Source organism: Cytobacillus gottheilii (assembly GCF_018582665.1).
GTDB lineage: Bacteria > Bacillota > Bacilli > Bacillales > Cytobacillaceae > Cytobacillus > Cytobacillus gottheilii.
Genome location: NZ_CP071709.1, coordinates 1,337,790 through 1,351,449, shown reverse-complemented (window position 1 = coordinate 1,351,449; position 13,660 = coordinate 1,337,790). Strand labels below are relative to the sequence as shown.

At 39.1% G+C, this 13,660-nt stretch carries 13 protein-coding genes; 4 read left to right on the top strand and 9 right to left on the bottom strand.

Going from position 1 to position 13,660, the window contains the following annotated elements; genetic code table 11:
- Positions 1–151 precede the first annotated feature (151 nt).
- Together J1899_RS06655 and J1899_RS06650 are read right to left on the bottom strand one after the other, a co-directional pair.
- Complete coding sequence (locus J1899_RS06655; protein WP_066448025.1) at positions 152–466, bottom strand: DUF3889 domain-containing protein; 315 nt, start codon at positions 464–466, stop codon at positions 152–154.
- Positions 467–523: 57 nt separating this feature from the next.
- Positions 524–1,519: a M14 family metallopeptidase gene (locus J1899_RS06650; RefSeq protein WP_214478137.1), complete on the bottom strand. Its 996-nt coding sequence runs from the start codon at positions 1,517–1,519 to the stop codon at positions 524–526.
- 167 nt (positions 1,520–1,686) lie between these two features.
- On the opposite strand from J1899_RS06650, the gene J1899_RS06645 reads away from it, so the two are divergent.
- A complete protein-coding gene (locus tag J1899_RS06645; RefSeq protein WP_066448038.1) occupies positions 1,687–1,941 on the top strand; it encodes a YhdB family protein in 255 nt (84 codons plus the stop codon).
- 50 nt (positions 1,942–1,991) lie between these two features.
- Here J1899_RS06645 and J1899_RS06640 read toward each other — a convergent pair whose 3' ends face one another.
- The 4 genes from J1899_RS06640 to J1899_RS06625 form a co-directional block, all read right to left on the bottom strand.
- Positions 1,992–2,633, bottom strand: a complete 642-nt coding sequence (locus J1899_RS06640) for a response regulator (RefSeq protein ID WP_066448044.1) — start codon at positions 2,631–2,633, stop codon at positions 1,992–1,994.
- A 12-nt stretch (positions 2,634–2,645) separates the two neighbouring features.
- Positions 2,646–3,767, bottom strand: a complete 1,122-nt coding sequence (locus J1899_RS06635; protein ID WP_214478136.1) for a GAF domain-containing sensor histidine kinase — start codon at positions 3,765–3,767, stop codon at positions 2,646–2,648.
- A 166-nt stretch (positions 3,768–3,933) separates the two neighbouring features.
- Complete coding sequence (locus tag J1899_RS06630; protein ID WP_214478135.1) at positions 3,934–5,670, bottom strand: phospho-sugar mutase; 1,737 nt, start codon at positions 5,668–5,670, stop codon at positions 3,934–3,936.
- 143 nt (positions 5,671–5,813) lie between these two features.
- Complete coding sequence (locus tag J1899_RS06625) at positions 5,814–7,352, bottom strand: carbon-nitrogen hydrolase family protein (protein WP_066448059.1); 1,539 nt, start codon at positions 7,350–7,352, stop codon at positions 5,814–5,816.
- Positions 7,353–7,711: 359 nt separating this feature from the next.
- Between J1899_RS06625 and J1899_RS06620 the strand changes: the two genes are divergently transcribed.
- Positions 7,712–8,149 carry a disulfide formation protein C gene (locus J1899_RS06620; protein ID WP_066448062.1) on the top strand — a complete coding sequence of 146 codons (438 nt, stop codon included), beginning with the start codon at positions 7,712–7,714 and terminating at the stop codon, positions 8,147–8,149.
- Positions 8,150–8,151: 2 nt separating this feature from the next.
- On the top strand, positions 8,152–8,616 hold the full coding sequence (locus J1899_RS06615; RefSeq protein WP_066448064.1) for a thioredoxin family protein: 465 nt from the start codon (positions 8,152–8,154) through the stop codon (positions 8,614–8,616).
- Between the two features lie 60 nt (positions 8,617–8,676).
- Here the strand turns inward: J1899_RS06615 and J1899_RS06610 are convergent, their stop codons facing one another.
- Complete coding sequence (locus J1899_RS06610; protein WP_214478134.1) at positions 8,677–9,078, bottom strand: YhcU family protein; 402 nt, start codon at positions 9,076–9,078, stop codon at positions 8,677–8,679.
- A 244-nt stretch (positions 9,079–9,322) separates the two neighbouring features.
- On the opposite strand from J1899_RS06610, the gene J1899_RS06605 reads away from it, so the two are divergent.
- Positions 9,323–10,231, top strand: a complete 909-nt coding sequence (locus J1899_RS06605; RefSeq protein WP_214478133.1) for an RluA family pseudouridine synthase — start codon at positions 9,323–9,325, stop codon at positions 10,229–10,231.
- Positions 10,232–10,289: 58 nt separating this feature from the next.
- On the opposite strand, the gene J1899_RS06600 is transcribed toward J1899_RS06605, so the two are convergent.
- Both J1899_RS06600 and J1899_RS06595 read right to left on the bottom strand, forming a co-directional pair.
- Positions 10,290–10,550 (bottom strand): GlsB/YeaQ/YmgE family stress response membrane protein, encoded by a 261-nt coding sequence (locus J1899_RS06600; protein WP_066448072.1) that lies wholly within the window; start codon positions 10,548–10,550, stop codon positions 10,290–10,292.
- 300 nt (positions 10,551–10,850) lie between these two features.
- Positions 10,851–13,121 (bottom strand): HelD family protein, encoded by a 2,271-nt coding sequence (locus tag J1899_RS06595; protein WP_214478132.1) that lies wholly within the window; start codon positions 13,119–13,121, stop codon positions 10,851–10,853.
- Positions 13,122–13,660: the final 539 nt, after the last annotated feature.

The window sequence follows — 13,660 nt, the reverse complement described above, 5'->3', positions numbered from 1 at the left end:
AAATCCATTTCTTATTGCATTAAAAAAACCAAAAAAAAACACCAAGCAAGGCTGCTGGTGAGTCGGTTTACAAATATAGAAAAACGAATGCCCTTTCATGCAATCTCAGCAGAATTACATTGAAAAAACATTCGCTGGAAACAAACAATCCCTATTTCTGTTCTTCAACGGTCAGGCTTAACGACTTATTATCACTAAGCAAATGAGTGACTTTAACTAGAATGGTTTTGTCTTTACCGTTCTCTTTTACAATGAAGACAAAAGTGTCCATTACTTCTTCTTCCGTCAATTTTCTGCGGCCGCCGTATTTATACTCTACTACTGCCTCGCCTGGATAATCCTCTTTCACAACAACTGTTGCAATTCTTCCGTATTTTTCATAATCCGGCTTTTCTTCCGCATGGACAGGAAGAGCTGCATTTATTATGAAAAAAAGTGCTAATAACAGGACGGATAATCGTTTCATGCGTACCTCCATATGTTTGTCATTGCCTTTATTTTTTCAAAAAATGTATTTTTTATGTCAACGATTTTCCTTTTCGATCATTTTTCTCGCTTCATTTGCCAGGAGGATGCCGACATGCTGATTCCTTTCCCATTCCTCATAGAGCTCGCTTATGGGCGGAGCACGATCTTCGACCAGCCTGCATATCTCAATGGTCATGGCTGGTTTGCGGAATTCTGTTATAAACCAGTCTTTAAAGCCACCTCCTACAGCTTCAGCGGAGGGCTCAGATAATGGGTATCCTGTTAATTCTGCTACTTCATTTGCAATAGCCCGATCTCTTGCAGAATGAGCATCATTATGATAATCCCAGAAAATTTCCTGCCCGGAAGAATGGTATGCCACTGCAAGCTCTGGATTTATTTTATTCACAAAACGAACAAGCGCTTTTACTTCCGCAGCTTCAATTGGATGCTCTCCTTTATAAAATTGCCAGGATGGCTTTTCAGATCCCGTCTGCAATTCATCCCAGCCTGAAGGATATTGCCTATTTAAATCAATTCCAATTCCATTCGCTTTCCAGCTTGTAAAATCAGAACGGCCATCATTCATTTCAAGCAGTCTTGCATGAAAACCTTTTGGAAAAGCATCTATTCCTTCCTGCTGCAGGACGACTCCATCAGGATTCAGCATAGGAATAAACCAGATAGAGACCTCGTCTAAGAGGCTGTATGAATATCCTCCAATCCCTTTTTTCCGCTGATAGGCATAGGCATAATCCTCCATCATTTTCATTGTTAAGCTTGTTGTCAGCCATTCACGCCCATGATGGGAACCAACAATAAGAATATTTTGTTTTCCTTCGCCTAGTCTTACAGCATAAAGATTCCGCCCAAATGATGATTTGCCGAACTTCTTAACCTTGATAAAACGGTATTGCTTTTTCATCTTTTTCAAATCTTGTTTCAAAATATCGTAATGATATGGTACATACGGATTAATAATAGCAGCTTTTGCCGCTATGCCTCCCGTTAAAAAGAATAAAGCAAATAATATTAGCACAATTCGTTTCATGAAAAAATCCTTCCTCTTTCATTTCATTTTTACCTTCCGCAAAAACAAAAAGCTTATACAGGTAAAAGTTGAAAAGCCCTGTAAACATGGATGACCAACATTTACTGAGAAATAAAACATTAAGTTGACATACACTATTATCAACTCCTGAAAGAGGAGGCAAGATGATGAATAAAGTTGATTATGACCGCGCCTTGTATTACACCCATCGTTCTGAATGGGATAACTTATTAATATTAATGGTTCGTACACACGATCAGTTTCTTTCAAAAAAAATTGAGCATTTCCTGCATGCTTATAATTTTGAAAAAGACTACACAGTAGTAGAAAGAAACTTATATTCTTTACTGAGATATATTGACCATGCCAATGAATTGTCTGCGGAACATATTCTTGAACATACAGAAGCACATTCTATATAGGCGAATTCCACCAAAAAAACACGAGCGATGCTGCTCGTGTTTTTCTTGCGTTAATACTTATGTATTCCAAGCCGCACCGCCAGCAGTGCTGCTTGTGTGCGGTCTGTTACCTGAAGCTTAGATAGGAGGTTGGAGACATGTGTTTTGACTGTTTTTTCAGTAATAAATAGAGCTGCTGCGATTTCTTTATTGCTTTTGCCTGCAGCAATTTCCCGCAATACATCCTTTTCTCTTTTGGTAAGGACATTTAATTCATTCTGCTCTGATTGACGCTGGCTAAGCTGTTTAAGCAAATGTGCAGTTGCTTTTGGATGAATTTCATTTTCTCCCTTTACAAGCTTTTCAATGGCTTGCACCAGCACATCTGGCTGAACATCTTTTAACTGATATCCAGCTGCGCCTGCTTCAATGGCAGGGATTACATGGTCTTGATCAGAAAAGCTCGTAAGGATCATGATTTTAGAGGGCAATGATCTCTTAGTAATTTCCCTCGTAGCCTCAATGCCATTCATGACAGGCATATCAAGGTCCATTAAAATAACATCTGGCTGAAAAGCCTCGGCCATCGAAACTGCTTCTTGTCCGTTTGAAGCTTCTCCGATGATCTCAATGTTTTTTTGTGTTTTTAAGAAGAACGCCAGACCGCGTCTGACAATATGGTGATCGTCTGCAATTAATAACCTGATGGCCATTTTTTCAACTCCTTATGACAAGGGCAATGTAATGATAATGTCTGTTCCATCACCTGGTGAGCTTTTAAGCTGGAAGGAACCTTGCATCTGTTCAGCACGCTCTTTCATGCTTTTTAAGCCAAGTGATGGAATCAATGCTTTTTGATCGTAATGAAATCCTGTACCTTCATCTCTTATCTGAAAAAAGATACTTTCTGAATCTACTTCACATACTAAATAAACATCACTCTCTCCAGAGTGCTTCTTGCTATTTGCCAGTGCTTCCTGGCCGATTCTCCATAATGCTGCTTCCATCTGTTCTGACAAACATATAAGACCTTGCACTGTAGTATGAAGCCTTATGCCAATCATTTCACTATAGGTCGTTAGAGCAGAGATTAAGCCATTTTCAAGTCCATGCGGTTTTAGCTGCCAGATCAGAGCTCTCATTTCTTGTAAGGCTTCCTGTGCTAAATCTTGAATATATGTAAATGTTTCTTTTGTTTCTGTGTTTTCTGCGATCTCTGCTCCTCCTCTTGCTGTTAAACTCAAGGAAAACAGCAATTGATTAACAGAATCATGAAGATCGCGGGCAAGACGATTACGCTCAGCTGATAGTGCAGCTTCCTGCTCAAGCCGTGTAAGATGTATTCTCTTCAATGCTGTTCCAATTTGAAATGCAACCGACTCTAACAGTGCAAGCTCACCGTCATTAAAAGTCGTTTTTTCAGGTGTTCCTACATTTAGAATGCCAAACCGTTCGTTTCCGGCACGAAGCGGTACAGATGCATGATGTGTAAGCCCGTTTGTATGCTCCACTTTTTCAGCCAGTATTTTTTCAATTCGTTTGCAGCCCATAATATTTGTAGCCTCACACAGATGGCCATTTTTATATTTATTAAGACACCAGCAGTCTCCTGAACACATTCGGGCAGTGTTGTTTCGCGCCAGCGCCCTTGGCAGATTCACAGCTGCAGCCAGCTCATGATTTCCATCCTCATCAATTAAAAAAATCCATCCTGTCTCGAGCTCAGTAATATGAAGCAGCCTTTCGAGGACATTTTTGAGAAGAGAATCTACATCAGTGCCAGTGTTTAAAAGCTCAGCAATCTCCCTTAAGGTTTGTAATTCATGATCTCTTTTCTCTTTCATCATAACTCCCCCTGTTATAGCTAATTCCATTATAAAACGTTTCTGTACCGCTTGCGTTCGAAATTAGGAGGAATTTTATACATCAAAAGTCGTAGATTGCTGCAAAAACGGGGCTGAAAAAAAAACAAAAAAGCGTCCAATAGTCAAATGATGACTATTGGACACCCAATTATTTTGCTATTACCTGCAATTTATTTTCAACATTCTTCATAAATGACTCTTTTATCTTGTCTAATTTCTCACTGCTGGCTTCAAAGGAGTCTGCCGTGATGCCGAAGTAGAACTTAATCTTTGGTTCGGTTCCGGATGGACGAAGACAAATCCAAGTGCCATCTTTAAAAAAGTATTTGATAACATTTGATTTTGGCAGCGATATTTGATTTTCTGCCCCATCCAATTCTGTACGAATGCCTGTTAAATAATCCTCAACCGCATTTACCTTTATAGTTTCTAATTCTGTTAAAGGTTCAGAACGGAATGATGATAAAATTTGCTGAATAGTTTCAGCACCTTCTTTTCCTTTTAAAGTTAAAGACTCAAGTCCTTCCATGTAGTAGCCATGTGTCTCGTATATTTCTATAAGGACATCATAAAGTGATTTGCCTTCCTTCTTATAAAAGGCTGCTGCTTCTACAGCTAGCAGTGCCGCCTGCACAGCGTCCTTATCCCGCGCAAAATCACCAATTAAATAGCCATAGCTTTCTTCATATCCAAACAAGAATTTATATGTACCTTCATATTCATTTATTTTTTCGGCAATGAATTTAAAGCCAGTCAGCACATCTTCTGATTTCACTCCAAAGGAGGCTGCTACCTTGCTTCCAAGCTCTGAAGTAACGATCGTTTTCATCATTATGCCATTGTCTGGAAGCGTTCCTTTCGCCTTTTTCTGCGTCAGTACATAGTGCAGCAATAACGCACCCGTTTGATTTCCGCTTAATAGCGTATATTCTCCATCCTGCATCTTCACCGCAACACCGATACGGTCAGCGTCTGGATCAGTGGCAATTAATATATCACCATTCACGCGTTTCCCTTCCTCAATGGCAAGGTGAAATGCAGACCTTTCCTCAGGGTTTGGACTAGCTACAGTTGAAAAATTAGGATCAGGCAGTTCCTGTTCCTTAACCGTATAAATATGTTTATAGTGAAGAGATTGGAGACCATTGCGAACAGGTTTATTCGCAGTGCCATGAAGCGGCGTAAAGACAATCTTTATATCAGAATCCTCTCCCAGATGCGGATGCTCGGAAATCGTCATAAGCTTCTGATTATAAGCCCGATCAATATTTTCACCGATCATGGTAATGAGTCCTTGTTCTTTTAACTCATTTTCATCATTTACTTCAATCGTAAGTTCATTTTCAATTTCATTAACCTTGCCGATGACCTCATCTGCTGCTGCAAGACCAAGCTGTGCACCGTCTGGTCCGTAAACTTTATAGCCATTATATTCAGGCGGATTATGACTAGCTGTTATAACAATACCTGCAAACGCATGCAAATATCTGACTGCAAAAGACAGCTCTGGAGTTGGTCTTAGCCCATCAAAAACATAGGTCTGGATTCCGCGGGTTGCCAATGTTTTCGCAGCCTCCATCGCAAATTCAGGCGACATATGTCTGGAATCGTAAGCAATTGCTACTCCGCGATGCTTGGCTTCTAATCCTTGTTCTTCTATGTATGCAGCCAATCCTGCTGAAGCCTTGCGAACGGTATAGATATTCATGCGGTTTGTGCCAGGCCCAATAACACCGCGCATGCCACCCGTTCCGAATTCTAATTCCTTATAGAAGGCATCTTCTAAAAGCTTTTCATCTTGTTTTAAATTTTGGAGTTCAAGCTTTAAATCTTCCTGTACTTGCTCAAATTGACTCCAGCGTTCAGCTTTCTCTTTCCATGTCATTCACCATCAGCCTCCTAAAAAAAATCCATATGTATGCTTATTACATTCGCTAAAACAAACAGAAATCCTTTTGAATCTGTCCCTGAATTTGTGACAATTCATGACAGAACCAAAAGGATTAAACATGCATTTCTGTTTTAATTTTACTTTTTATATTCAATTCTGTAAACATCATGGCGGCGATCTTTTAAGTGAAGGACCGTACCGTCCTGACGCTGTCTTCTTAAAACTTCCAGGTCTACATCACCAATCTGAACCATTTCGATATTTGCGTTGGCTTCACCAATAATTCCGTCTCTGGCAAATTCCACGTCAGATGGAGAAAATATACCGGATTGCGCATACTGGATATCCATATTATCAGCTTGAGGCAAATTGCCGACAGTACCAGAAATTACGGTATAGATTTGATTTTCGATGGCACGTGCCTGTGCACAATAGCGTACTCGTAAATACCCTTCCCGATTGTCAGTACAGAATGGTGTAAAGATGATATTTGCTCCTTTATCTGTGGCAATACGGGCAAGCTCTGGGAATTCAATATCATAGCAGATTTGTATAGCGATCTTCCCGCAGTCTGTATTAAAGACTTCTACTTCGTCGCCTTCGCTAATTCCCCACCATTTTCTTTCATTCGGTGTAATATGAATTTTATATTGCTTTTCAATGGTTCCATCCCGGCGGAATAAATACGCAATATTGTAGATCTTATCGTCATCTTCTTTTACAAAATGAGAGCCGCCGATAATATTAATATTGTAACGGACGGCTAAATCCGTGAAGAGCTGAATATAGTCCTCGGTAAACTCTGTTAATTTTCTGATCGCAAGGCTAGGCGTTTTCTCATCTAAAAAGGACAGCAGCTGTGTCGTGAAAATTTCAGGGAATACGGCAAAATCGGATTCAGCATCAGAAGCAACATCAGTAAAATACTCCACCTGATTCGCAAAGTCTTCAAATGAATTTATTTGACGCATCATATATTGAACAACACAGATGCGTACAGGATAACTTGTTTTGTAAAAACGTTTTGATGTAGGGCGATAATCAACATTATTCCATTCCATTAAGGTCGCATATTTATTGGACTGCATATCATCGGGCAGATAATTAGGGTTAATCCGCATCAGCGAAAACCCATTTAGAAGCTGAAACGAAAGGACTGGATCATAAATAATATGCAAGGAGACCTCATTCACATATTCCCTCGGGCTCATTTGGTCAGCATGTTTATGATAGTTGGGGATTCTGCCGCCAATGATTATGCTTTTTAAATTTAGGGCCCGAACTAATTCTTTTCGTTCTTCATATAACCGATGCCCAATCTTCATTCGGCGATAAGCGGGATGCACCATGACTTCAATTCCATATAGATTATAGCCATCTGGGTTGTGATTGGTAATATAGCCATTATCCGTCACATCTGCCCATGTATGCCGGTCATCATATTCATCAAAATTGATGATAAGACTCGAACATGAACCGATAATTTCACCATCGTATTCTGCCACAAACTGCCCTTCCGGAAAGATGCTCAAATGACTTTCCAAGTGTTCCTCTTTCCACGGGTCCATTCCCGGAAAACATTTTCCCTGAAGACTGATAATCTCCGGTATATCATTTCTTTGCATATTTCGAATAATCATCTTTTTCTCAAATCGACTTAAATCAAGCTCACTCAAACATAACACTCCCTATTTTTATATACACAATTGATTTTCTTCTTTGCTAAACATCTGTTCTATGTATAATCAATTATTTCCTATACCCTCTTTTCTCAGCAATCTAACATCATTTTCTATTATTTCTATTTCTAGCATATGAATTTCATAAAAAATCTATAATTGAATTGGAAAATTATCTTTTAATCGAGACAGTTTCGTTTACTTTAAAACAGGTGGACCTTATAATTTTTACAGCAAGGAATTTTAACCAGGTTTTATCACCAAATTTAAGGCTGTTTTTGCATCTTGCGGCTCATTTAATCATTCTCCAATTATGTAAAAATGAATCAAGACAGCCGGTCAAAAAGGAGACAAGTATGAACAAGTCTGTTAAAGACAAAAGGGAGAACACCCTCTTTATTGCCTGGGCAGCATCTATTATTGCCATGTTTGGCAGTCTGTATTTCTCAGAAATCAGACAGTATGAGCCTTGTGAGCTTTGCTGGTATCAGCGGATCGTCATGTATCCATTCACGGTCATTTTAGGAATCGCTGTTGTAAAAAAGGATTATAAAATAGCTTTATATTCCATGATTTTATCAGCGATTGGCGGTTGTATTTCTCTTTATCATTACGCTCTGCAGAAGCTGCCCTTTTTACAGGATGCCGCCCCTTCATGCGGACGAGTGCCATGCACAGGCCAATATATAAATTGGTTCGGATTTATAACAATTCCGTTTTTAGCTCTTATTGCTTTTATGATCATTTTTGTATGCAGCTTTTTGATTTGGAAACAATCGAAGGAGGAAAATTAAAAATGAAAAAAATCATTATTTTTCTAGCCATTATGCTGGTTTTATTCGGTGGAGTTGGCGTATTAACGTATATGCAGAATAAAGCACCAGAAGATAATGTCTATCAGAAAGATACACTTGAGCCGGAAACATTAGCTCAGCTTGACGATCCTAATTATCAAAATATCATCCTGCCCGAAGCACTTGGGGATAAATTGGAGAATGGCGAAGATGCAACAGTATATTTTTATAGCCCAACCTGTCAGTATTGCCAGCAAACCACTCCGATTGTGGCTCCTTTAACAGACGATATGGGGATTGATCTTGTTCAATATAATCTGCTTGAATTTGAACAAGGCTGGGATGACTTTAATATCTCTGAAACACCTACGATTATCCAATTCAAAGATGGCGAAGAAGCTGCAAGAATTACTGGTTTAAGAGAAGAAGCTGTTTTTGAGGATTGGTTTAACGAGAATTCAATGTAACTTTAAGCATAAAAAATCCTGCTGATGAGTGCTTCAGCAGGATTTTTTTAGCATTGCAGGTTAAACAAGCCATTCATTTGCCGCTTTTGTATATACACTAAAGCGTGTATCTGTGTTAGCTTCTTTTTCATGGCTGAATTGGCTAAAATGGAAGGGGAAGGAAAGTTCAAATCTTTCCAGGATTTCAACGTTTCTACTAAACATATCCTCATACTTTTCATCAATTTCTGCCATTTCCAATATAGAGTAAATCGTTTCCAGCCCGCATATGACTTGATACGCCTCCCTCAGCGTGCCAAAATATTCAAAATGGCGGGTGGATGTGTGCAGCACCTTCAATGATTCAAATTCTTTAATCTCCTCATCAGTAAAATATTTCGGAAAAATATCTGCGTAAAATTTCTGAATGAGCCGGGCAATACGCTGTTCCTGATCTGGAGTAGATGCAAATACAACCTTCACCGAAAAAAACCACCTTTAAACACCTGTAATAATTTCGTAATATATAATAAGAATAGCATATTCTAAGCTGGTAACAGGGTGGTAATTATACCCACGCATAAGTAAAATATTAGCAATTATCTATTCCATTAAAGCTAAACTCAGATTTTTGGAAATATCTAGTTATACCCTTACGAAATCATGGGATATAATTCATTATATGGTGGAAGAACCTGATTTTATCTTCCAAAGTTAGGAGTAAATTATGGTAACAACCAAGGTAAAAGGAGAATGGTATGAAATTACCATTCCAGAACAATGGAATCAAGTCTCAGTGGACCATCTATTCAGAAATATTTGGAAAGCTTCGAAAAAACAAATTCATTTTATGCGGATGGAAAAGCATGTATTAATGAATGGAGAAATAGCTCAATGGGAAAAACCATTACAAACAGGCGATCTGCTGATGATGAAAGTATTTGGAGAAGAGGCATCTGAAGTGCTCCCAGAATATATGCCAATTGAAGTTCTGTTTGAGGATGAACATTTTATTATTTTTAATAAGCCTGCCGGAATGGATACGCACCCAAATGAACCAGGACAAAAAAATACACTTGCTAACGCAGCAGCATTTCATGTTCTTTCTCAAGGAGTTCAGAGAAATGTAAGACATATACATCGCCTTGATCAGGATACGTCCGGATGCATTCTTTTTGCCAAACATTCATTGGCAGGAGTCATTGCCGATAAGCTGCTTGAAGAAAGAAAAATCAAACGAACCTATTCAGCTCTTGTCCATGGTCATCTCAAGAAATTGAGCGGAACTATTCACGAGCCTATTGGACGCGACAGGCATCATCCAACAAGAAGACGGGTTTCACCGAAAGGTCAGGATGCCATCACCCATTTTTCAGCACTTCAATTTTTTGAAAAAGAAAAACTTACGTTTATTCAATGTCAGCTGGATACAGGCAGAACTCATCAAATTCGTGTACATCTTAGTCATATGAAACACCCTTTGGCCGGAGACACTCTTTATGGAGGCAAACCGATATTTTCAAGACAAGCCCTGCATGCAGCGAGACTAACCTTTACACATCCTTTTACACTCGAAAAGGTTGATGTAACCTGCCCGCCGCCAAAGGAATTTAGTGCCTATATGAAAGATCAATAAACACAGAAAAGCCTCCCATTATTAGGAAGGCTTTTCTATTTCAATTTGCATGTAAATATTAGTCAGTAGATTTTCTAAATGCTCTCATTGCAAAGCTAACAACTAGCACAAGTACAATTGCACCAATTAGAGCTGGTAAGATGGCAAAGTCTGCAACAACTGGACCCCAATCTCCTAAGATTAATGATCCAAGCCATGCCCCGATGAATCCGGCAATAATATTACCAATAACTCCGCCTGGTACGTCTCTTCCTGTAATTAGGCCGGCAACCCAACCAATAATACCACCTATAATTAATGCCCAAAGAAAGCTTAACATTATAATTCCTCCTTGTTCGTTTTGAATAGTTTTTGTTATATAGTGTAACTTATACAACTAGCAGAAAGTTTTCCTTTTCCACATGTGGTTTTTTCTGCTTGTACAAGTTAAATACCCCGCATTCAAAAACTGAAACATATTAATAAAATAGTGATTGAAAAGGAACTAGATGAAAACGTTTTATTGTTGGTTGCTTAAATATTCCCTCACAAAAACAAAAAGCGATTGCTCTTTGCAATCGCTCGTTTATTTGAACGGCCTTAGCCAGTTAGTTAGGATATTCCCGGCCAAAAATTTGTCCTAAACCTCTTCAAGCAAAAAATCAGATGAATGTAATCCATAAAAATATAAGCGATGCAGCGGACGTGTCATGGCTACATATAAAAGCTTAATATCCAGCGGGGAGGCATCTGAGTACACTTCATCCAGAGAAAAAACAATGACTGCATCAAACTCCAATCCTTTAACTAAATACGAAGGAACAATAACTGCCTCGTCCTTTGGTATTTCTTCTTGTTCCTGCAGCAATTTTACACGTTCATTAGAAAAGTCCTTGAAAAGCTGATATAGCTGCTCACAATCTGTCCTGGTTTTGCCAATAAGCGCAAAGGTTTTAAAATGCTCATTCTTCAGTTCCTGCAATTTTTCTTCAAGCTGCTTTATAAAAAACTTGCCTTCTTTTCGTCGATAAAAAGCTGGTGCCTCTCCGTGCCTGACAACAGGAACTACCTTTGGAAAAGAAACCGGGAGTTTTTCGAGAAGGGTATTGGCTTCTTCCATAATCTCTACAGTCGTTCGATAGCTTTTTTGCAATTCCGTATAGGTTGCACGGGGAAAAATATGTTCAATCACCGTTTCCCATGAAGAAAGACCTCGATAAGAATGAATGCCTTGAGCCAGATCTCCAACTAATGTAAACATATCTGTATCTGCCGCTTTTTTTAAGGATAAAAGCTCCATAAAGCTGTAATCCTGAGCTTCGTCAATCACTATGTTTTTGGCTCGGTGTTCTTTTTCAAGACCATATAAATGAACCTGTAAAAATAATAGGAGTGCTAAGTCCTCCCGTTCATACTCATTTTTCTTAAATAACTGCTGATTGTAGTCACAAAGCAGCTCTGCTTCCTCCATAGATAAGGTTCCGTCTGAAAGTGAATGAAGTTCTTTTGCATTCTGAAATAATTCGCGATAGTAAGAACGCAGATCTTTTTTAGGGAAAGGCTTCATATAGTTTCTGACTGCCCCTTTAATGGCAGACTGTATCTCACCCACTCTCTTTTCTTTTTTATCCATAGCTTCAATTACATACTGTCGCCTTTTTTCCGGATCATCGCCGCGATAGAGAGCCCGTTCAATCCTTACATCATAGTAGGTTTGAATCTTTTCCAGCATATTTTTCTTCTTTAATCGCACATCATTCTGCAGGATTCCCTTTAATTTTTCAAGCCTGCGGTAAAGAGGCAAATAATGATAGTCATCTCTAAAAAGCTTTATAAACTTTTTACGGCTGAATAAACGAAATTTATCTACATAGAAATCCTCAGCTGGATAAAAGGTTTTGCTTATTTTTATTAAATAATTGGTTAGAATAGTTTGAAATACATCCGATCCTTTAAGGGCGGACAGCTGCTGAATTACTTTTGAAGACTGTGAATCCTTATCTTCAATGATCCTGATCAGCTTATCGTCCTTTTGTATTTCCATTTTCAGATCAATACAAAGTTTGACATAGTCCTGAAAGGTTGTCTGGCGGATTCTTTCCACTCCAAGTTCTGGCAGAGCTTCAGATATGTAATGCAGGAACAATCCGCTTGGGGCAATGATCATCAGCTGTTCCGGAGCAAAATTCTCTTTATATTGGTAAATAAAATAACTTATCCTGTGCAGCGCAATCGTCGTTTTGCCGCTGCCCGCTCCTCCCTGAACAATTATGGGCTTGTTCAAATCAGCTCGGATAATTTTATTCTGTTCTTCCTGGATCGTGGTAATAATTTCGGTGAGGCGATTACTTGAGCTTTTAGCTAAAGACTCCTGCAATAATTCATCTGTTGTGGTTAAGTCAATATCACGTATTTCCTGCATGAACCCGTCTTCAATCATAAATTGTCTCTTTAACGACAAATCACCAGAAAAACTCTCCTCATAGGATTCATACTGGACTGGTCCAAGTCTGCCCTCATAATAAAGGTTTGCAATCGGTGAGCGCCAATCCACTATGATTTGCTCCTGGCTTTCCCGAGAATATAAAGAAGTTTTGCCAAGATATAGAACTTCCTTTTCTCCTCCACCATCACGGTTAAAATCAATCCTCGCAAAATAAGGCGTTCTTCTGGCTTTTTTTAAAGACTTCAACTCATCCTTAGACATTTCAAAAAACCTTGCATTGGTTAACAGGGAAGAATAGCTTAAACTGGATTCAAGCCAATCGGTATCCGAAAAGGCTTCTTTCATATTTTCCTGAAATTGTTCCTTACTGGATTCAGCTGTTTTCACAACAGCTTCAATATACCGTTTAGTAAATTCTAATCGCTGCAGTTCTGTTTCGTAATCGGGGTGGTTCTGAAGAGACATTCTTTTTACCTCCAAAGATTAATTTCAGCCGCAATGGAGAAAGAAAAAGCACACAGCACTTCGCCCGGGAATTCTAATCATCCTAAGCTTTAAGTGCAAATGCTTTTAAGAATAGCAAAACGCGTGAGAAGAAGAATATATTATCAGAAAAATCTGGATCAGGCAATGTTTTATGAAAAAAAGCAGCGATACACGTTGTTCGGCAATGAACTAGGGTTTCCGAAAGCCGGTGGCCGGGGAGAATTTTTCTTATTGGATATTTACGAGGTTTTTTGGTCTTAGATATTTCTGGAATCTGTGCTTCTTGTTCTTTTTGGGAATGACTCGCCTTGGGGGATTCCTGAAATCTGTGGCGTCCGCTCTTTTCGGGAATGACTCGCCTTGGGGGATTCCTGAAATCTGTGGCTTCCGCTCTTTTCGGGAATGACTCGCCCGTGGTAATTCCTGAAATTTGTGCCTTCCGCTCTTTTCGGGAATGACTCGCCCGTGGTAATTCCTGAAATTTGTGCCTACCCCTCTTTTCGGGAATAACTCGCCTT